Origin of the sequence: Vibrio sp. ED002, from assembly GCF_023277445.1 — a bacterium.
In the GTDB taxonomy this organism is placed as follows: Bacteria; Pseudomonadota; Gammaproteobacteria; order Enterobacterales; family Vibrionaceae; genus Vibrio; species Vibrio jasicida.
Window position 1 is genome coordinate 543818 of sequence record NZ_CP080238.1, and the last position, 21536, is coordinate 565353.

17 protein-coding genes are annotated in these 21536 nt (G+C 43.8%); 6 read left to right on the plus strand and 11 right to left on the minus strand.

The genetic code is table 11. The features are described from left to right. Nucleotides 1-52: 52 nt before the first annotated feature. From ITG12_RS02765 to ITG12_RS02780, 4 genes are all read right to left on the minus strand, one after another. Nucleotides 53-802: an amino acid ABC transporter ATP-binding protein gene (locus tag ITG12_RS02765; protein WP_038873031.1), complete on the minus strand. Its 750-nt coding sequence runs from the start codon at nucleotides 800-802 to the stop codon at nucleotides 53-55. Between the two features lie 23 nt (nucleotides 803-825). Beyond that, nucleotides 826-1923 carry an amino acid ABC transporter permease gene (locus ITG12_RS02770; protein ID WP_038881964.1) on the minus strand — a complete coding sequence of 366 codons (1098 nt, stop codon included), beginning with the start codon at nucleotides 1921-1923 and terminating at the stop codon, nucleotides 826-828. A gap of 1 nt (nucleotide 1924) precedes the next feature. Beyond that, complete coding sequence (locus ITG12_RS02775) at nucleotides 1925-3130, minus strand: amino acid ABC transporter permease (protein ID WP_038873025.1); 1206 nt, start codon at nucleotides 3128-3130, stop codon at nucleotides 1925-1927. 82 nt (nucleotides 3131-3212) lie between these two features. Next, nucleotides 3213-4241 carry an amino acid ABC transporter substrate-binding protein gene (locus ITG12_RS02780; RefSeq protein ID WP_038881965.1) on the minus strand — a complete coding sequence of 343 codons (1029 nt, stop codon included), beginning with the start codon at nucleotides 4239-4241 and terminating at the stop codon, nucleotides 3213-3215. Between the two features lie 461 nt (nucleotides 4242-4702). Between ITG12_RS02780 and ITG12_RS02785 the strand changes: the two genes are divergently transcribed. Beyond that, entirely contained in the window at nucleotides 4703-5623 is a 921-nt protein-coding gene (locus ITG12_RS02785) for an NAD(P)-dependent oxidoreductase (protein WP_038881967.1), read from the plus strand. Nucleotides 5624-5728: 105 nt separating this feature from the next. Here the strand turns inward: ITG12_RS02785 and ITG12_RS02790 are convergent, their stop codons facing one another. Together ITG12_RS02790 and ITG12_RS02795 are read right to left on the minus strand one after the other, a co-directional pair. Further along, nucleotides 5729-6211 carry a YajQ family cyclic di-GMP-binding protein gene (locus ITG12_RS02790; protein ID WP_038873018.1) on the minus strand — a complete coding sequence of 161 codons (483 nt, stop codon included), beginning with the start codon at nucleotides 6209-6211 and terminating at the stop codon, nucleotides 5729-5731. A 32-nt stretch (nucleotides 6212-6243) separates the two neighbouring features. Next, a complete protein-coding gene (locus tag ITG12_RS02795; protein ID WP_038873016.1) occupies nucleotides 6244-7296 on the minus strand; it encodes a 3-deoxy-7-phosphoheptulonate synthase in 1053 nt (350 codons plus the stop codon). A 396-nt stretch (nucleotides 7297-7692) separates the two neighbouring features. On the opposite strand from ITG12_RS02795, the gene ITG12_RS02800 reads away from it, so the two are divergent. Then, nucleotides 7693-8184: a DUF4442 domain-containing protein gene (locus ITG12_RS02800; protein WP_038873013.1), complete on the plus strand. Its 492-nt coding sequence runs from the start codon at nucleotides 7693-7695 to the stop codon at nucleotides 8182-8184. Nucleotides 8185-8209: 25 nt separating this feature from the next. Here the strand turns inward: ITG12_RS02800 and ITG12_RS02805 are convergent, their stop codons facing one another. Further along, nucleotides 8210-9562 (minus strand): hypothetical protein, encoded by a 1353-nt coding sequence (locus ITG12_RS02805; RefSeq protein WP_038881969.1) that lies wholly within the window; start codon nucleotides 9560-9562, stop codon nucleotides 8210-8212. Nucleotides 9563-9744: 182 nt separating this feature from the next. Here ITG12_RS02805 and ITG12_RS02810 point away from each other — a divergent pair, with 182 nt between their 5' ends. Beyond that, on the plus strand, nucleotides 9745-10581 hold the full coding sequence (locus ITG12_RS02810; RefSeq protein ID WP_038873007.1) for a S1-like domain-containing RNA-binding protein: 837 nt from the start codon (nucleotides 9745-9747) through the stop codon (nucleotides 10579-10581). 324 nt (nucleotides 10582-10905) lie between these two features. On the opposite strand, the gene rsmF is transcribed toward ITG12_RS02810, so the two are convergent. The 4 genes from rsmF to ITG12_RS02830 all read right to left on the minus strand — a co-directional run bounded on the left by rsmF (nucleotide 10906) and on the right by ITG12_RS02830 (nucleotide 18189). After that, the gene (rsmF, locus tag ITG12_RS02815) at nucleotides 10906-12342 is read right to left on the minus strand and encodes a 16S rRNA (cytosine(1407)-C(5))-methyltransferase RsmF (RefSeq protein ID WP_038873005.1); all 1437 of its coding nucleotides are present in this window, start codon (nucleotides 12340-12342) and stop codon (nucleotides 10906-10908) included. 131 nt (nucleotides 12343-12473) lie between these two features. Next, a complete protein-coding gene (locus ITG12_RS02820; RefSeq protein ID WP_038881970.1) occupies nucleotides 12474-15128 on the minus strand; it encodes an MlaD family protein in 2655 nt (884 codons plus the stop codon). After that, nucleotides 15121-16368 carry a paraquat-inducible protein A gene (locus ITG12_RS02825; protein ID WP_038881973.1) on the minus strand — a complete coding sequence of 416 codons (1248 nt, stop codon included), beginning with the start codon at nucleotides 16366-16368 and terminating at the stop codon, nucleotides 15121-15123. Before ITG12_RS02825 ends, ITG12_RS02820 begins: the two co-directional genes overlap by 8 nt. A 24-nt stretch (nucleotides 16369-16392) precedes the next feature. Further along, the gene (locus ITG12_RS02830) at nucleotides 16393-18189 is read right to left on the minus strand and encodes an ABC transporter ATP-binding protein (protein ID WP_038881974.1); all 1797 of its coding nucleotides are present in this window, start codon (nucleotides 18187-18189) and stop codon (nucleotides 16393-16395) included. Nucleotides 18190-18281: 92 nt separating this feature from the next. Between ITG12_RS02830 and ITG12_RS02835 the strand changes: the two genes are divergently transcribed. From ITG12_RS02835 to prc, 3 genes are all read left to right on the plus strand, one after another. Beyond that, nucleotides 18282-18755, plus strand: a complete 474-nt coding sequence (locus tag ITG12_RS02835) for a GAF domain-containing protein (protein WP_038881975.1) — start codon at nucleotides 18282-18284, stop codon at nucleotides 18753-18755. 98 nt (nucleotides 18756-18853) lie between these two features. Further along, on the plus strand, nucleotides 18854-19480 hold the full coding sequence (gene proQ / locus ITG12_RS02840) for an RNA chaperone ProQ (RefSeq protein WP_038872990.1): 627 nt from the start codon (nucleotides 18854-18856) through the stop codon (nucleotides 19478-19480). A 17-nt stretch (nucleotides 19481-19497) separates the two neighbouring features. Beyond that, nucleotides 19498-21492 (plus strand): carboxy terminal-processing peptidase, encoded by a 1995-nt coding sequence (prc, locus tag ITG12_RS02845; RefSeq protein WP_038872987.1) that lies wholly within the window; start codon nucleotides 19498-19500, stop codon nucleotides 21490-21492. The last annotated feature ends 44 nt before the right edge of the window (nucleotides 21493-21536 follow it).

Below are 21536 nucleotides of genomic sequence, written 5' to 3' on the forward strand. Positions count from 1 at the left end.
CGCCGATTTTTTCGAATCGACGCTTCACTTTTTTAGCGTTTTTTGCGACTAATTAATGATGAAGAATTTGCGCGAGGAAGTTCTGGGTTCGATCCGATTGCGGATTCTCGAAGAAGTCGACAGGGTTATTCTCTTCGATAATTTCACCTGCATCCATGAAGATAACTCGATCCGCAACTTCTTTCGCGAAGCCCATTTCGTGTGTTACACAAAGCATGGTCATGCCTTCTTCAGCCAGTTCAACCATTACATCAAGAACCTCGCGTACCATTTCTGGATCGAGCGCTGATGTCGGTTCATCAAACAACATTACCTTTGGGCTCATGCAAAGAGAGCGTGCAATCGCTACACGTTGTTGTTGACCTCCTGAAAGCTGACCTGGATACTTATCTGCTTGATCTGGGATCTTAACACGCTCTAGGTACTGCATCGCGATGGCTTCCGCTTCTTCCTTTGGCATCTTCTTCACCCAAATTGGGGCAAGTGTACAGTTCTCGAGGACCGTTAGGTGAGGGAAAAGATTAAAGTGTTGGAAACACATGCCGACTTCGCGACGAACGGCTTCGATGTTCTTTAGGTCTTCGGTTAATTCGGTGCCTGACACATAGATGTTGCCTGCTTGATGTTCTTCCAAGCGGTTGATACAACGAATCATGGTCGATTTGCCAGAGCCAGAAGGACCACAGATAACAATCTTTTCGCCTTTCTTTACATCGAGGTTGATGTTCTTTAGTACGTGAAACTCACCATACCACTTATTCATGTCCTTCAGCTGGATCATATAGTCTTGTTGTTGCGTCATAATACGTCCTTGATCTTGATGAGTTATCGTTTGTGACCGGTATGAAGTCTATTTTCGAGCCATATCGAGTAGCGTGACATGCCAAAACAGAATACCCAAAACACTAACGCGACAAATACATAACTTTCTGTAGCGAAGCCTAACCATTCAGGGTCAGTGTTCGCTGCTTGTCCTATACCCAGTACATCAAACATACCGATAATAAGCACAAGGCTGGTGTCTTTGAACAAACCAATAAAGGTGTTCACGATAGAAGGGATAGTAATTTTAAGAGCTTGAGGCAAGATGATCAGCCCCATCTTTTTCCAATAGCTTAAACCCAACGCATCGGCGGCTTCGTACTGGCCCTTTGGAATGGCTTGTAAGCCACCACGAACCACTTCTGCCATATAAGCGGCACTAAACATCACAACACCAATTAGGGCGCGGATGAGCTTGTCTGTTTCTGAGCCTTGGGCAAGAAAGAGCGGGAGCATGACGGACGCCATGAAGAGTACTGTAATTAAAGGTACCCCACGCCATACCTCAATATAGATAGTACAAATACTGCGGATGATCGGCATATCGGAACGACGGCCTAACGCTAACGCCACACCAATAGGTAAGGAGACAACGATACCGACTAAGGCGATGATCAGAGTAACCAGCAAGCCACCCCATTTGTGTGTTTCAACCACTTCTAAGCCAAATACCCCGCCATACAACAATGCTGCGATAATGAACGGATAAATGTTCACAAAGAACAACCAAATCCAAATACGTTTTGGAGTCTTTTCGTAAGCAAGGAGTACTGTGAATATCGCCAAGGTAATGTAGAACAGACGTGGCCGCCACAGTTCAGCTTCTGGATAGAAACCGTACATAAACTGTTCCCAGCGTACACTGATAAATACCCAACATGCGCCTTCACGGGAACAGTCATCTCTCGTTGTGCCAACCCAATCGGCATTAATGAATGCCCAATCCGCAATGTTCCAAAGTGCAGAAAACACGATGTAGGCAAGGATGATGGTAACAACCGAGTTAACTGGACCATTGAATAGGTTTTTGCGCAGCCATCCCACAATACCGACGGTATTGGACGGAGGTGGGAGATCAGGCTGAAATTGATGTGTGCTCATATTATCTCTCCACCAGCGCTACTTTTCGGTTGTACAAGTTCATCAACGCCGACGTTATCAAGCTCAATGTTAGGTATACACCCATCGTCATTGCGATGATTTCGATCGCTTGTCCAGTCTGGTTCAGCGTTGTACCGGCAAAGACCGAAACAAGGTCTGGGTAGCCGATTGCCATTGCCAACGAAGAGTTCTTCGTCAAGTTCAAGTATTGGCTTGTTAGAGGAGGGATAATGATTCGCAATGCTTGCGGAATCACCACCAGTTTCAATGTTTTTGCTCTTGGTAAGCCCAGCGACATAGCGGCTTCGGTCTGACCATGATTCACTGCATTAATACCAGATCGAACAATCTCAGCAATAAACGATGCAGTGTAAACACTTAGCGCTAACAGAAGGGCTGCGAGCTCCGGAATAATGCTGATACCACCGCGGAAGTTGAAGCCTTTTAATTCTGGGTACTCCAAAGAGATCGGCATGCCTGTTACAAAGTAAACCACCAAAGGCAGACCAATCACTAGACCGAACACAATTCGTCCCATTGGTGTTTGTTGGCCTGTTAATCGCTGTTTGTTTTTAGCCCAACGATTGATTAAGAAACTTGCAATGACACCTATGATGAGTGCTGCAACCACAAGACCACCGCCAGCTTCAATTACCGGTGAGGGGAAGTAAAGACCGCGCACATTCAGGAAAACGGATTCGCCAAGACTTAAGCTTTGTCTTGGAGATGGAAGGGCTTGTAGAACCGCGAAATACCAAAAAAAGATCTGTAAAAGTAGAGGGATATTTCGGAACGTTTCAATGTAAACAGCCGCCAAACGACTGACCAGCCAGTTAGAAGAAAGGCGTGCAATCCCCATAACGAAACCTATGACGGTTGCGAGGATAATACCCAACACAGACACGAGTGCAGTATTAAGTAAGCCAATGACAAACGTACGCCCATAAGAGAACGTTTCGTCATATTCGATGAGTGTGAGTCCAATACCAAAGCCCGCTTCTTGATTAAGGAAACCAAAGCCGGTGGCGATACCACGAGCGTCGAGATTGGTTAGTGCATTGTTGATGATTGTGTAAAAGAAAAATACCAGTGCGGCGATGGCAATGATCTGGAAAATAGCAGAGCGAAAAGCTGGGTTATAAATCAGACTCTTGCTTCCGCTTGGTTTGGACATCGTACTTTGCGATGCATTATTCGTCGGTTTCATACAGCGATAACCTCAAACCCTTATATAGAATAGATTCAGCCAAGAAAAAGGGCGGCATGCACCGCCCTTATTTAACTCGTTTCTATCGGATAGGTGGTGCGTACATAAAGCCGCCTGCATTCCACAGCGCATTTACGCCGCGAGAAATCTTAAGAGGCGAACCAGTACCTACCGTACGCTCAAAGCTCTCACCATAGTTACCGACTTGCTTGATAACTTGGTAACCCCAATCGTCACGGATACCTAGACCTTTACCTTTAGGGCCGTCAACACCAAGAATGCGTTTGATGTTTGGATCTTTAGATTTCAACATTTCATCGGCGTTCTTAGAACTGATGCCATATTCTTCCGCATTCACCATTGCAAATAGCGTCCATTTAGCGATGTTGAACCATTGATCATCACCTTGACGAACAACAGGACCTAGTGGTTCTTTTGAAATGATTTCTGGAAGTACGGTTGCTGAAGAAGGGTCTTTAAGGTTTAAGCGAAGGGCATAAAGGCCAGATTGGTCAGTAGTAAGAACATCACATCGACCAGCATCAAAACCTTTAGAGGTTTGCGCGGCGGTATCAAATACCACTGGCTTGTAAGCCATACCTTGGTTACGGAAGTAATCAGCTAGGTTAAGCTCTGTGGTTGTACCTGATTGCACACATACAGAAGCGCCATCAAGTTCTTTTGCACTAGAGATACCTAGATCTTTCTTCACCATAAAGCCTTGACCATCGTAGTAGTTAACGCCTACGAAGTTCAAACCAAGAGCAGTGTCGCGATGAAGTGTCCAGGTGGTGTTACGTGAAAGCACATCGATTTCACCCGATTGTAAAGCTGTGAAACGTTCTTTCGCGGTTAGGGGTACATATTTAACTTTCGTTTTATCCCCAAGAACGGCTGCGGCCAGTGCTTGGCAATATTCTACGTCGATACCTTCCCATTCACCTTTAGAGTTAGGGTTTGAGAAACCAGGTAGACCGGTACTTACGCCACAAGTGATAAAACCTTGTTTTGTGACTTTGTCCAGAGTCGTGTCTGCTGCTTGCGCTGATGTCGTCATCATGGCAGTAGAAGCCGCTACGACGGAAGCAAGAACTGTGAGTTTATTTGCCATTTGTATCCTTCCTGTATGATCCATGTTTAATCAGGAGCGACCTGATACAACGTGTCCAATTTATTTGTGTTATCGTCCTATCTGGTTGATTTTCAATGAAACGGTAATCGACAAATCAACCAGTTATAAGCGTAGGTAAGGATCTGCTAATTCTCAAATATATAATTTAAAAAGAGTTTTGGAGAGAACTTACAAAGAACCTTGCGATTTAGAATGGCGAAATGTTAAATGTTTGTAAATAGTGCAACTGGTTGTCAAATTAGTGCATCAGAACAATCACTAAAAGAGTGTCAAAAACAAAAGGATAATAATTTGTTATTAAAAGTATCATTAGTAGAGGCGGGCTGAGTAAGCCGAAAATTTGAACAAAAATTATTTGTGACATCGAAACTAGGTGAACAGGTTGCCCTGTTTTTGGTAGCATGAATTTCGACAGTTATTTGAAGTAATCATGGATTGAAATGCGATATTTTCCTCTGTTCTTAGATTTAGTAGATAAACCCGTGCTGGTTGTAGGCGGTGGTGAAGTAGCAAGCCGTAAAGTAGAAGCCCTACTTAAAGCTGGCGCGGACGTTACGATTGTCTCCCCAAGCCTTGTCTACTTTCTTGATAAGCTTGCGCAAGAGCAACAAGTGCGATGGATTCAACGTTTTTATTCTAGTGACATTGTCACGAAATCGTTCATTCAAGTTTGGGCAACCACGGATAATCCAGAGTTAAACCATCAGGTTTACAAAGACGCTAAAGAGCTTGGCATATTAGTTAACGTTGTTGATGACAAGCCGTACTGTGATTTTATTACGCCTTCAATGATTAATCGTGGCCGCATTCAAATTGCCATTTCAAGTGGTGGCGCGTCTCCTGTTTTGATTCGAAATATTCGTGAAAAGCTTGAAGCTATTCTTCCGCAAAATATGGGATTGATGGCGGAGTTCGCTAACTCCAAACGCAATTCGATTAAAGAGGCACTACCGAGCGTCGACTTACGCAGGAAATTTTGGGAAAGTTATTTCTCTCATCCAGAAGTAGAGAACGCTCGCGATAATCGCGAATTGGAAATCATTTATCAACAAACCATGGCAAAACCTTTGGACGAGGAGGGAAGCTGTACCTGGATTCAAGTTGGGCAAGATGTCGAAATGCTGCCTATCAAAGCAGTCCGTTACATGCAGCAAGCCGAACTTGCCTTGTATTCGACGATGTGCGAAGTGGACGTCATGGAGTTGGTAAGAAGGGATGCTGAACGTGAACCTTTTAGAAGTGCCACCGAACTTTCTGATATGTTGACTAAAGCGAGAAAAGAAAACTTACGTGTGTGCGTGTTTGTACCTTCAGGGACGAGTGAATTCTCTTTATTGCAAGGGCAAGACCTAGTTATCTGATTATTTTGCATATAGTTTACGGACATAAAAAACGCCGACGAATAACTCGTCGGCGTTTTCAATTCTCGGTTTCCTCAATCGACAGGTGTTAATTGAGGAACCGAATTAATCACGGAAGTTGTTGTACTGAAATGGGATACCCATATCTGCTTCACGGATCGCTGCAATCGTCGCTTGGAGATCATCGCGCTTCTTACCTGTTACGCGAACTTTGTCGCCTTGGATAGAAGCTTGAACTTTAAGCTTTGCGTCTTTGATTAGCTTAACCACTTTCTTTGCGGTTGGTGTATCAATGCCTTGGCGGAAAGCAACGTTTTGGTGCCAGTTTTTACCTGTTGCTTCTGGATTTTTTGCGTCCATAGCATTTGCATCAATGTTGCGTTTAGCCAAGTGGCTACGCAGAATGTCACGCATTTGCTTAAGCTGAAACTCGCCTTCTGCTGACACTTTTACATTTTCTTCTACTAGCTCAAAGCTCGCATTCACATTGCGGAAATCGAAACGAGTAGACAGTTCACGGTTAGCGTTATCAACCGCGTTACGTAGTTCGACGGTATCGATTTCTGAAACAATATCAAACGATGGCATGAAGATTCCTTGATTATCTTGTTATAGGGAAATTACTTACTGGATTTAACTGCGGCTGCCAGCATATCTAGCATGGTTACAGTATCATCCCAACCTAGACATGGGTCAGTGATCGATTGACCGTAAGTTAGGTTGTTAATATCAGTCATTGGTTGATTGCCTTCAATAATGAAGCTCTCTGCCATAATACCAGCAATACGTGTGCTGCCTGACTTAATTTGGTCGCAAATGTCTTGAGCAACATCGATTTGTTTACGGTGTTGTTTTTGGCAGTTTGCGTGACTGAAATCGACGATCAAACGCTGCGGCAAATCGAACTCTGCTAGCGCGTCACAAGCTTGCTTAACAGAAGCTTCGTCAAAGTTAGGGCCTTTCTCACCACCACGAAGAATAATGTGACCGTAAGGGTTGCCGCTAGTGCGGTACACCGTCATACGCCCATTCTTGTCTGGGGAGTAGAAGTAATGTGATGCTTTAGACGCACGAATCGCATCGATGGCAATTTTCACGTTGCCGTTAGTACCGTTCTTGAAGCCAACTGGGCAAGATAGGGCAGACGCCATTTCACGGTGAATTTGCGATTCAGTCGTACGAGCACCAATTGCGCCCCATGTGATCAAATCAGCAATGTACTGGCCTGTAATCATATCAAGAAACTCAGTAGCAGTCGCAAGACCAAGCTTGTTGATATCCAGTAGCAGTTTACGCGCTTTGTGAAGACCGGCTTCAAGCGCATAAGAACCATCTAGGTTAGGGTCAGTAATCAAACCTTTCCAACCAACTACTGTACGCGGCTTTTCAAAGTATGTACGCATAACGATGAACAGTTCGTCTTTGTACTGATCTTGAATTTCGCTAAGACGCGTCGCGTAGTCAATTGCCGCTTCAGTGTCATGCACTGAACATGGGCCAACGATAGCAAGGATACGGTCATCCTCACCAGTTAAAATCTTTTCAATTTGTCGACGAGATTGAGCGATACGGTCAGCTACATCATCAGTGATTGGATGTACACTACCTAGCTCTGCGGGTGTCGGCATTGGACCCAAAGGTTGGGTTCTCAATTCATCTGTTTTTATAGGCATGTTATAGCTTTATTCTCTATTGCGAAGCGGTAAAGATAACGGAATTATAGTTAGGAATAAACCGTTTCACGGGATTCTTATCTAGTAAATACCGAATTGTATGTACTGCTGTTGGTATTCATTGGTGTTGCTTATATATAAATGACAAAACATGCTCTGGATATCAATACATAGTTGTTTGAATTTATAACCGTTTTTTCTATTTGCTAACAGAATAATTGTGCCAAATCGTAAGCAAAGCGTTGTAGGTTGGGAGTTTCATATATTGTGACCATGTCACGCGAAAATGCGCAAACGATTTGTTTTTTAACCAAGATCGATTTCTCGTTAACATTTCTTTGACATCTTTGAAGTTTGTTGATTGACTGGTCAGACTAGTTTAAAGGGAGTTTAAAAATGTTTTCAGCGGTTCGTCGTGCAAACCTTTACCTCAATCTGTTTGGCTTTTCAAAAGTGCCTTTAATTTGGCTATGTCGACCGAAGATCCTTGCGATTGATGATCAGCATGTCGAAGTAAGAATCCCGCTCAAGAGAAGAACCAAGAATCATCTTAATAGTATGTATTTTGGCGCATTGGCTGTTGGGGCAGATGTTGCTGGTGGCTTTCTTGCTATGAGTAAAGCACAAGAGCAAGGAGAGAAGATTTCACTCGCGTTTAAAGGAGTAAGTGCTGAATTCTTAAAACGTCCTGAGGGTGACGTACACTTTGTCTGTCATGATGGCCCTGTGATTGATGAAATGCTCAAAATCACGCTAGAAACCGGTGAACGCGTTAATCGAGATGTGAAGATCACCGCATTGTGTCCAAAGATTAATGGTGATGAACCAATGGCCGAGTTCTCTTTAACGCTCTCCATCAAAAAAGCAGCCCAAAAGCAGGCTGCTTAACTTAAGAATGGTGACTGACGTTAGTTTAATTCAATTCTATTTTCTCAATAGACACGATTTTCGAACGGTTTAACACGACTTTCCAACGATAGAAGACAGGCTCGTCAGTGTGGTTGTCTTCTTTCACAATCACGTTGACCAAGTGTCGCTTCTCTACAGACTCTTTACTCACTTGCCCTTCGTTCAGGCGATATACGCGGTTAGAGCTTTTGTCCATCAAACGGATAATTGGGCGTAAACTGATGTTTAGCGTTTCACGAGTTTGTTCATAGCCACTCAAAAATAACGACGTCGCCATCTCAGTTTTTGCATGGTAATGAAGAATTTGTTCTTCACGCTGCACGACGCGTTTCTTACGAATTTTCTGAATGCGATCAGGCAAGCTCGAAAGGGAACGATAGTCCAACCATTCCAATTTTCGACCCACCACTTTCTTTGTTGTCGGGTCCATGTACTTCTTACGCCACTTCGGTTTGCCTTTGCGGATCCAACGCCACATCGCGTCGCGTAGGTCATCTTTAAAGATTTCACGTAGAGCATAGATAAACGACATCGCAATGATAAAAGATGCAGAAATCTCTCCTAAGTAATCTCGGGCAAGAATAACGGTACTTGTGACCACGACCATCACCAAGCCCGTGGCTATGCCTTTAATCGCACGCTTGATGTTGTTTCCCATCGACATCGTTTTTTCGCTTAAAACGATAGGGTGCTCAATCAAACGTCTCAGCAAACGCATTTTATTCGACAAACGAGTTACATCTTCAACGACACTCGGCGAGTTATAGTTGTTGAGTTTACGGTGGGCTTGCTCTTTCTCACATAAAGTAATCAGACGATCTTTAATTGTGCTGTAATCGCCTTCGCGAGGAAGGTGCGCGACAAGAGACAAAAATTTTTGCTCAGTGTACCAAGACAAGTAGTTATCAATGTTCACGTAATAACGCTTGAGATTTTCTTCATAAGGAATGGAACGTCTCAAACGCTTAAGAATGTCGATAGTCAATTCGATGACTTCATCCACTTCTTCTGCGGTAACACTGTCGTTGTCATGCTTATTCAATGCTGCAACGGCCTTATCCAGAGCTGTGACGTATTGATACGCAAACAAACTCAAACTTACGCGATACTGTCGATTAGATAGGCGCCCTCGTTTGGCCAAGCGGCTATGCACGAGAGGGAGTAGCACTTCTGTACTGTAGTAAGAACGTTTTTGCGTGATGGAAGTGTAATAGAACTCAGACTCGCTGATGATGTCGGAGTTTAAACCTAATTCACCAGGCACAAAAATATAGATATCAAGATCAAGCGTTTTGCTCTTTGCCAATGCGTGGCTAATTTTTAAGGTTATCGAATCCTGTTTGTCGACGGTGACCAAGGAAGGCTCCTGATTTTGCTAAAGCATCCTATACCCATAAGCGTCCATTAAGCACAATAACTTAAGGTCGACTAGGATAAGTAGTTGAACGACGACAGCATAGCAGAGAGGATGGTATTTCTCTCTGATTTTCTTGTCAGTTTGGGTATAATTCCCAGTAAATTTAAAAAGAGACAAATTCAATGATTAAAATTGGTCAAATTAACAGCTTAGAAGTCACTAAAACGGCTGATTTTGGCGTATTTTTGGATGGTGATGATTACGGTTCAGTCATGCTGCCTAATAAATATGTACCAGAAGGTACGAATGTAGGCGATCATATTGACGTATTTCTTTACTTTGATTCAGAAAGTCAGCTAGCTGCGACCATTGATAAACCCATTGCTCAGGTTGGCGAGTGGGGCCTAATGCAAGTCGAAGGTGTCAGTAGCACTGGTGCTTTCGTAAATTGGGGCATCAAAGAAAAAGATCTTCTTATCCCGTTTAGTGAGCAACGTGCGCGCTTTACCGCTGGTCAAAACATTCTGGTTTACGTGTACACAGATAAAGCATCTGGTCGTATTGTCGGTACAACTAAGTTCAATAAGTGGCTGGATAAAACGCCAGCAAACTATGAAGTGAACGAAGAAGTTAACCTAATCATCGCAGAACGTAGCCAACTTGGTTATAAAGCGATTGTGAACGGCGAGCATTGGGGAATGATCTTCCCATCGGATGTGTTCGGTAAGCTGTTTATTGGTAAAAAGTTGAAAGGCTACATTAAGCAAATTCGCGAAGACGGCAAAATCGACCTTGCGCTACAAAAAGTAGGCGTGGCGAAAATGGATGATCTTTCGAGTAAAATCCTAGAGCTTTTAGAGAAGAAGGGTGGTTTCCTACCTCTAAACGATAAATCTACGCCAGAAGCGATTTTTGCAGCTTTCCGTACAAGTAAAGGCACGTTCAAAAAAACCATCGGCGGTTTGTACAAGCAAGGTAAGCTCGTGATTGAAAAAGACGGTATTCGTCTCGCTGAATAGAGCTTTAAGTTGCTGGTGGCGGAGGTTCATCAAGTTCAAACTCGATTTGGACGAAAATAGCAGTCAAAAAAATGGCCCAAACTCGTCCTTATTTTGGGCCTAGGGGAAACGGCTCCTTTCATAGAGCCTGCGCTAAACTTTTGACCAACACATCTTGTTGGTGAACATAGAGAGAAATGCCGTTTCAAAGCGATGCTTTGATATCTTCAGTTTAGTACAGGGGACTCGAATCGCTAGTGAACCCAGTTCCAATCATGCCTTAGAACCAAAAAGCCATCGTAAATACGATGGCTTTTCATTTGTTTATAGCATTTCACTTTGCTACTAAAATAAGTTCTTATCTCGCACTAATTCTCGTGGAAGGCCGTTTTTAATGCGGTTACTTACCCATTTACCAAGGCCAATGATCGCGCCTTCGTACTTCACTAATACTTCGCCTTTGCCGGTTTTCATCTCAGCTGGAATGTTTTGAGGGCGAACGTCTCGGCCCATATACCATTCACGAGCTTCGTCGATCGTAAGCTCAATCGCATTTTTCTCTAAACCTGTCGCCAGCGCCGTTGCTACTTGATGTTGCCAACGGTAGCCATTCTTATGCGCTTCGGCAATCTTGATACCCATGCGAGAGAAACGCAGTTCGCCAATCATCGGCTCTAGTGCGTCTGGGAAAAGCCACACATCTTTATCACGAATCCAAACCGTACTGTCTTCAGGTAACTTGATTTCCATTGCGCTTTGAAGCTGGTTAGCGATATCAGTGGATTCTTTGTTAGACGCTTTAACAAATGGGAATTTACCCATGCGTTTTTTGACTTTTGGTGCTTCTACGGCAGCAAGCTTACGTATACGTGCAACAAAGAAACCCTCACAGTCATACACTTGAGGGAAGATGTGTAAGAAGCCTTCTTCAGTCAACGCCGCCTCGGCATTATTAAACAGATCTTTTAAGCTCTCGAATTCAACCGCGTCACCAAATGTTTCTTTAAGATGATGGCAAACTTGTTGGTTTTCTTCCGTGCTCAACGTGCAGGTTGAATAAACCATCACGCCGCCGGGTTTAAGAGCGTGGAACGCACTTTCGATCAAATCTTTTTGAGTGTCTGCAATTTCAATGACTGATGTTTGCGTCCAGTTCTTCATTGCGTCTTCATCTTTACGCACTGTACCTTCACCGGAACATGGTGCGTCTAACAGAACGGCATCAAATTGTTCTGGTAGCCAGCCACCAAACACACGACCGTCGAAGTTACTTAATGCTGCGTTACGCACACCACAACGTTCGATGTTTGCGTGTAGCACTTTTACACGACTTGCCGCGTATTCATTCGCGACCAAAACGCCTTCATTGTTCATTAAGGCAGCTATTTGAGTTGTTTTAGAGCCCGGAGCCGCAGCGGTATCGAGCACTGCGTCATACGATTCGTCATTCATGAATAAGGCGGATACCGGCATCATTGAGCTGGCTTCTTGAATATAAAACAACCCAGACATGTGTTCTGCGGTATTGCCTAATGGTACGAGCGATTCATCTGCTTCGATCCAAAAACCAGTCTCACACCAGGGTACAGGAGATAACTTCCAACCTTTTGCCTTTGCTCGCTCTAAAAACGCCTCTACGCTGACTTTCAACGTATTAACGCGAATACTCTTGCGCAACGGCTTTTGGCACGACGCTACGAAGTCATCCATGTTGAGGTGAGCAGGAAGAATAGTTTTGATTTTTTCCAGAAATGCTTCTGGGATGTAAACATTAGGATGCAAAGTGGAATCTCGATTGCAGAATTTGCTGCAAATGATATACGAAACTGGGTTAGAAACGAATAGCCACAAAGGCTACGGTAATAAAAAGAGCAGCGATTGCTGCTCTTTAGTCTATCTTGGTTATCTATGAATCATGGTTTGGGGATCGCTGTGCGCCATTCCAACCAACTCTCTTCAGCTTGAGGGTACAAGTAGAAAGAGTGACCTTTTTTTGCTGCTGGTGGAATTTGAGATTGCTCTGGTGTTGAGAAAGCGATACCACCACGTACAAGGCTATCAATTGTACCTGCTTTAATGTTTGCTCCACCTAAACCAATCGAAACATCAACGCCAGACACGTTCCAGAATACACTGTTCTGACGAACTAGGTAGGCATATTCTGGCTGAATTTCAATCTGGGTAATCACACGATCAGCGAATTCTCCTAAATGCACATCCGTTACCTGACCAACTTCCATTTGACGGTATAGGATAGGGGTGCCAATCTGTACTGAGCCACGCTGTTCACTTTGTAAGGTAAAACGTATCCCTTGTGAGCGCGCATTACCTTTCTCTAGATCAAATTTGAATGCTGCTGCACCTTGGCCCGGTTCCACGCTAATGGATTTAGACACTAATGCGCCTAGGTTTTTAACACCGCCTAAGCCAATTTCTGGTTCAGTTAGCCAAAAGTGTGACCCGGTAACGGCAATATCTTTCACATATTCAGGCAAAATACGGGCAGTCACTTCAACCATTTCTCGGCGGAAGTTAGGGACCACTAAAGTGACTTCACCGACTTTGACACCTTGGTATTTTATTGGCATCCCTTTGCTTACTTCCTGAGAACCGTCTGTTTCCAAAGCGATGACACGTCCAAACTTACGCGCTTGCTTTTGATCTTGATAGAGCTTCCAGCGTTGGCCAATTTTGTTCTCAATACCTGGAATTGAATCGAACGCGATACCGCCTTTAATTAAGGATTTAAGCGGGTGTGCCTTAACGGTGATTCCAGCAAGTGAAGCGTCGACCTCAACGCCTGAGCGATTCCAAAATACGGTTTGAGCCGTAATCAGATGTGCGTAGCGGTTTTCAATCGTGGCTTTTACGATGACGCCACCATCGACTAAATTGAAATCAGACACGCTGCCCACGGGCAGATTTCGGTAGAGCAGAGGACTGCCTTTCGAAATCGGAGGCAACTCAGAAGCAAATAAGTTAAGCGTTTTCGAACCACTCTGGTTGTATTGCGCTAATTCAGCTAAAGATTCACTTTGGAATAGTTGGTACTCTTTTTGAATCTTTTCCGCGCCTTGGCTAACAAAGCTGATTGAACCTGCTAACAGTTGTTTGGCCGGTGGGACCGTCACACTGAGGCCCGATTCGGTGAGCTCGGCCGATGCACTGCCTGTTACATAGAAGCGGTTGTTGGATTTGATGAGGTGTTTGTATTCTTGATCAATCAACACATCCATGAAAACTTCATGATTCGCTTGCTGAGCTTTCTCTTCATCGAGTAGCCCTACTTTAATGATTGAACCCACAACAATGCCTTTGTAGAGGACGTTTGCACCGCTATCTAAGCCGAATGAGTTATCCGAAACAAGGCGAATCGCGATCGATTTCTCCTGCTGCTGATTAAAGACGTTTTTACGAATAGCAGTAAACTGACGTGCACGTTCACCTTCACCTGGAACGATGGTTAAGAAATTGCCACGAACAAGGTTAGCGATATTTTCGACACCAGAAAGTGATACTTTTGCTTCTTCAAGAACAAAACGTGTACCAGAGGTAAGCATGTCACTGAATGCGGGTTGGATTGCAGCAGAAGCAAGAATGACCTCACGACCTTCAGATAGGTTTAAATCCGTGACTTGGCCGACTTCAATCCCACGATACATGATCGGAGCACCTTCAGCGCTGATTTTGTTGTCATCTGGAAGGGCAATTTTGATTGCGATACCACGGCCTGCGGTTTTAAGGTCTTTATATAAACGAAATTCTTTATAATCTTCGACTGGCTCACCATCGTCTGGTGAGTCGACCGCGATCGCACCACCAAGTAGGGCGCTCATGCTTTCTAGGCGGACATCAACGCCTTCAAAACCGATGCTTGCACCAATACCACTCACATTCCAAAAACGACTGCGGTTGTTGATGATGTGTCGGTATTGATCCTGAATGTTGGCTTGGATCGTAATGGATTTCGCATCTTCGTTTAATTGGTAGCTGTAAACTTCACCAATAGGGATTTTTTTATAAACAATCTGAGAACCAATGGAAACGCCGCCTAAGTCACGACTTTTTAGTTTGATATTGAGCCCTTGAGTGACACGAAGATCAGTCGGTGCGGAATCAAGTGCGTGGAACGACGTTTCAAACTCTTTACTGTCACCCGGTTGGATAGAAATATAGTTACCGGAGACAAGAGCATCTAACCCAGATACACCAGTTAAACTTGCGGTCGGTTTAACGAGCCAAAAGCGTGTTTTCTCATTAAGCAATTTGGTTGCTTCTGGGTAAATGTCTGCATCGACATAAATGCTGCCTAAATCCTCAGACAAGTTGATGTCGCGTACCATACCCACTTCCAAGCCTTGATAGCGAATCGTCGTACGGCCAGCAATTAAACCGGCTGCATCAGAGAAGTGGATTTGTACCCGCTGTCCAGCGTCATGAATGGACTTAACGACGAGCCAACCGGCTAAAATCATCGTCAAGATCGGCAGGAGCCAAAGGGGAGAAATGCCTTTACTCCTCTTTATCTCTGGCTCGTATGACGTTTGAGAACTGTTCTGATCACTCATTAATTGACTCTTTTTCTGATTGTTTTGGGGCTTGGTCCCAGATAAGCCTTGGATCAATGCTCTCCGCGGCGAGCATTGTAAGAACGACAACTACACCAAACGCTACCGCACCGTAGCCTGGTGTGAAATCGAGAATTTGTCCACGATCGACCAATGTCATCATGATAGAGATAACAAACAAATCCATCACGGACCATTTACCGATCCACTTTACTGCAAAGTAAACCATCATTCGCTGTCTTCGAAACACCGAACGTTTAAATTTTATACATAGCAAGATGTAGGTGAGACCAAGGATTTTTGCCACAGGTACGACAATACTGGCAACAAAAATGATCACTGCGATACCGTACATCCCATTTTTGACTAAACCAGCAACGCCCGAAAATATCGTATCTTCTAAACGTTTGCCGTTCGTAAGCAAGATAGAGATAGGGATTAGGTTCGCCGGAAAAATAGCAATGGTTGCTGCGATTAGGTAAGCCCAAGTTTTTTGGATTGAATTTGGCTTACGATGGTAAAGCGCATGATTACAACGGCGGCATTTATCACTTTCTGGTTGAGAAAGGTGACACTCGTGACAATGTACGTCCTTGTGTTTAAAGTCATAGCTCGTCTCAGACTGCCATGACTCCCAGTAGCGACGGACGCTAATACGAGAAATCAACAAAACAGTGAAGATTTGCAGTAGTACGAGGCCGATTAATCCTGGTCCGACGAAAATGTCAGAGTAGTCCTGAAGCTTGAAACAGGAGATTGCGATACTGACCAAAAATACATCCAGCATGACCCAATGTTTAAGGTGTTGGATTAGCCACAGTGAAACCCTAAGTCCTTTAAACCAACGCTTGTGTAATGACCAATGTGCGGTTACGACAGAGCTGCATACGATCAGTGGGGCGAGGGAGCTGCAAAACAGAATTAAGATAGAAAGAAGGACAAAGCCTTCTTGAAACAGCGTAATCATCCCAGATGGCAGTGTTGCCGGTATCATTACACCGAACAGACGAATGCTGATGAAATTAAAAAAATGTGAAGGGATGAACAGGAGAATGCAGGTAACCGCGATAGCAAGATTACCAGACAAGCTTGGACTGCCACCTCGATACAACTCAGTACCGCAGCGTGGGCAGTGCGCATTTCTTCGATTAGGTAAATCGACAATATCGACAGGTAACTCGCAACCTTGGCATAAGCGAACATTATTGGGTTGCGACGCATGTTTAGACAGAGAGGTCACAACGACCTCTCCACTAAGAATGGTTTAAGCGTGGGACTGAATGCCCCCGTATAGGGTTTGATATAAGCCTTCTTGCTCAACAAGCTCACCATGGGTTCCTGTTTGCGTCACTCTTCCGTCCTCAAGCACATAAATCAAATCAGCTTGCTTAACGGCAGATAAGCGGTGCGCGACGATTAGTGTCGTTCTACCACGTAAGAATTCAGTTAACGCCTTATGAAGAGCCGCTTCAGTTGCGGTATCCAATGCAGACGTTGCTTCATCTAGGATAACAAATTGTGGATTACTCAACACCATTCGTGCAATAGCTAAACGTTGACGTTGGCCCCCAGATAGGCGAATACCATTGCGTCCGATTTGCGTATCCAAACCGTGGTTTAGTTGAGAAATTACATCTTGCAACTGCGCAACTTCTAGAGCGCGCCACAATGATATTTCGTCAAAATCCCCACCGAGGGTCAGATTATGCCTCAACGAGTCATTAAATAGTATAGGTTGTTGTAAAACCACGGCAATTCTGTCGCGTATCACTTCAAAGCTAATGTCGTCTGTCAGTTCATCATTAAAACGGATTGAACCTGCGTTTTGTCTGTATACGCCAATCAACAGCTGAATCAGCGTCGATTTACCACCACCACTTGCACCGACCAAGGCTACTTTCTTACCAGCTGGGATGTGTAACGAGAGATCGTCCAACACTTTGTTTTCATTATTGTATGAAAAATCAACATGTTCGATTTTTACATCAACTTCTTTATTTTCTTTGAAAGGATTTACCTTAGAGACAGGTCTATGTTCTTCTTCCAATTCTAATAGGTCGTTAATGCGTTTTAGTGCGGCTTTTGCGCTATACCAAGAGAATTGGATGCCCAGTAGTTCTTGGACTGGAGAGAGCATAAACCAAAGGTAACCGAATACTGCGAAGATTTGACCAATGGTGAGGTCACTGAACATCACCATTAACATCGCAACAGCACGGAACAGCTCAAAGCCAATTAAAAATAAGAGGAAAGAAACTCGACCCGCGGCTTCGGATTGCCATGCATACTTGTCCGCATCAATACGAACTTGGTCAGCGTTGTTCTTCAATTGCTGTAGAAATTCTCGTTCTTTGTTTGCTGCGCGTAATTGATAGATACCATCTAGCGTTTCGACTAATCGATTCTGGAAGATTTCGAATGAATGGTTTTCCTTACGTTTTAGGTGTTTAACCATGCTCCCCAGTTTGCGAGAGAAGTAGATAACGATAGGGTTAACCAAAAGAATAAAGAGGCCGAGACGCCAGTCGAGCCATAGAAGGACAATGGCGGTACCAATCACCGTTAGAAAACTGATAACAAATTTAGCTAACGTAGAACCAATGAATTTATCAATAGTCTCAATGTCGGTGATAAGGTGAGCATTGATGCCACCGCTGCCTTTTGTCTCGTATTGTCGAATACTGATGCGACCGAGTTTGTCGATCATTTTACTTCGCATTTCAAACGTGATGGTTTTGGAGACTAAAGTAAATTGTCGGCTCTGAAGAATATTGAACGCTTGGCTGCCTGCCCGCATGAGCACAACCAAAAAGAGAGTAAAGAAAATATATCCCGTAGGTGTATGCCACGTTTCAGGTAAGACTGCATTCATTGCCGCAAGGCCTGATGCCGGTTTGTCCAATAAGACTTCATCCACCATTAAAGGCATAAGAAGAGGGATTGGAACACTAATCAAGGTTGCAAGAACAGCAATCAAGTTCGCCACAATCAACTTGGACTTGTGCTTTTTGACTTGTGTTATCAACCAAGAACGGCTAATAGTGTCGTTTTTCGGATTCATTGTAATTGAGAATAAGTCCTATTAAAAAGTAGGGCTGCATTGTAGCGCCATACTGTAAGAATGGAAGCCTAAATAAAAAGTAGGAAGTTAATATGAACATAGAACAATACCAAAGACTTACCAAACAAGCCGTAGCGCTGATCGAGTCAGAAAAAGACTACGTCGCGAACCTTGCCAACATCAGCTCACTACTATTTATGGAGCTTGACGAGCTCAACTGGGCGGGTTTTTACCTTAAAAAAGGAAATGAACTGGTACTTGGGCCATTTCAAGGCAAACCTGCTTGCGTTCGTATCCCAATGGGGCGTGGTGTTTGTGGTACAGCTGCTCAAACTAATACCGTACAAAGAGTATACGACGTTCATGAGTTTGAAGGTCACATTGCCTGTGATGCTGCGAGTAATTCGGAAATTGTTATTCCTTTTACTATCAATGGAGAAGTGGCTGGCGTATTGGATATTGATAGCCCAAATATCGGCCGATTCGATGAAACAGACGAAGAAGGACTCACTCATTTTATGTCAGAAGTAGAAAAGCTGCTTAATTCGCACGCTAACGACGCATAAATTCGTCCTCTAGTGTGGTTTTTCCTTGGCATGTCACTATAATACGAGAATATTTTTTCTTAATGCTTCGCGGAAATCCGCTCAAACCAGGAACCCTCATGACTGAAAAGTTAAAAAACAGCAAAGAAGTTATCGCATACATTGCTGAATGTTTCCCTAAGTGCTTTACTTTAGAAGGTGAAGCAAAGCCTCTGAAAATTGGTATTTTTCAAGATCTTGCGGAACGTCTAAATGAAGACGAAAAAGTAAGCAAAACTCAGCTTCGTGCAGCGTTAAGACAGTACACTTCATCATGGCGTTACCTACACGGTGTAAAACCAGGTGCAGTACGTGTTGATCTAGATGGCAACCCATGTGGTGAGCTAGAGGAAGAACACGTAGAACACGCAAAAGCAACACTAGCTGAAAGCAAAGCGAAAGTTCAGGCTCGTCGTAAAGAACAAGCACAAAAAGCTCGTGAAGAGGGTAAGGCGAAAGCGAAACCTGCGGCTAAAAAGCCACAACAGCCTCGTCGTACTAACAAACCAAAAGTACAAAAAGAAAGTAAGCCTGTTGAAACACGCGCGCTAAACGCTGATGAAATCACAATCGGCAACGCAGTAAACGTGAACATGGGTAAAGGAAACATGGCAGCGACCATTGTTGAAGTCAATAAGGAAGATGTACGTGTTCAACTTGCTAACGGCCTGCAAATGGTTGTGAAAGCGGAGCACTTGCGCGCATAAGGGAGATACTCCTACGCATGAATTGCCGTTCAAAAGTGACACTGATTGCTGCTAGCTTCTGGCTAGCAGCATCAGCTCAGGCTCTCGAAGCCAAACTAAACAAAGATGACTTGCCGGTTCTTGCTCCTGAAGTTCAGCATGAAACAGCCAGCAAACGAGTAACTTCTCGATTTACCCGCTCTCATTATAAGCACTTCAATCTGAATGATGATTTCTCTAAAGCGATCTTTGAACGCTACGTAGAAATGCTTGATTACAATAGAAATATTTTTACTCAAGCGGACATTGATTCTTTTAAAGATTGGTCGATCAGTCTTGATGATCAGCTAAAAGCTGGTAACAACAAGATTGCATTTGATGTTTATAACCTTTCGATGCAAAAACGTTTCGAACGTTTTGCCTATGCGTTAACTCTGCTTGATAAAGAAATCAAATTCGATACTGAAGACTTTATTGAACTGGATCGTTCTGAAGCGACTTGGCCTAAAGACGAAGCAGAGTTAAATGAGCTTTGGCGTAAACGCGTTAAGTACGACGCTCTAAACCTAAAACTGACTGGTAAAGACTGGCCAGAAATTAAAGAGGTTTTAGAGAAGCGTTACAATAACGCAATGAAGCGAATCACTCAGACTCGTAACGAAGATGCCTTCCAGCTGTACATGAATGCATTCGCTCGAGAAGTAGACCCGCATACTAGCTACTTATCACCTCGCAACGCTGAACAATTTCAATCTGAGATGAACCTCTCTCTTGAAGGTATTGGTGCGGTGCTCCAAATGACGGATGACTACACAGTGATTCGTTCACTTGTTGCAGGTGGTCCGGCATCTAAAAGTAAGCAGTTAGGTGAGGGTGACCGCATCATCGGTGTTGGGCAAGATGGTGAAGATGTTGTTGACGTAATTGGTTGGCGTTTAGATGACGTTGTTCAGTTAATTAAAGGCCCTAAGGGGACTAAAGTTAACCTAGAAATCTTGCCGGATGGTAAAGAAGCTAAGAGTTACGTTGTCACTATTGTGCGTGACAAAGTTCGTTTAGAAGACAGGGCAGTCAAATCTGAAATAATAGAGAAAGACGGTAAGAAAATTGGTGTACTAGAGGTACCAAGTTTCTATGTTGGTCTCTCGAAAGACACAGATAAACTGATTTCTGAACTCAAAACGAAAAACGTTGATGGCATTATCGTCGATTTGCGTAACAACGGCGGCGGTGCTCTAACCGAAGCAACGGCACTGACTGGTCTATTCATCAAAGAAGGCCCTGTTGTTCAAGTTCGTGATAGTTATGGTCGCATCAAAGTTAACGCGGATACTGATGGTCAAGTCAGCTATGATGGACCACTGACGGTATTGATTAACCGTTATAGTGCCTCTGCTTCTGAGATCTTTGCCGCAGCACTGCAAGATTACGATCGTGCCGTGATTTTGGGTGAAAACTCATTCGGTAAAGGGACGGTTCAGCAACATCGTTCATTGAATCATATTTATGATCTTTTCGATAAAGAACTCGGGTATGTTCAGTACACGATTCAAAAGTTCTACCGTATTGATGGCGGAAGTACTCAGAACCGTGGTGTCGCTCCAGATATTGCTTATCCAACGCCTGTGGAACCAAGTGAAACTGGAGAGAGTGTTGAGGACAATGCACTACCATGGGACAGCATTGATAAAGCGAAATATCAGATGTTCCCAAGTAATGACGCTTTGGTTACCAAACTAACAGAACTTCACAACAAACGTATCGCTGATGAAATGGAGTTCCGTTTTATCAATGAAGATATCGAAAAGTATCGTAAAGAGAAGGATGATAACTTATTGTCTCTTAACGAAAAAGTTCGTGAAGAAGAATCTGATGAAGCAGAAGCATTACGTTTGAAGCGCATCAACGAACGCCAAGTTGCAATGGGCAAAAAACCATTTAAGACTTTGGATGACGTGCCGAAAGACTACGAAGCACCAGACGTATACCTGGACGAATCAGTAGCGGTCATGGTTGATATGTTGAAAGGCTAAAAATTTAGTCATAACAACTAGCAATTCTGTTGTTTAAGAGCGAG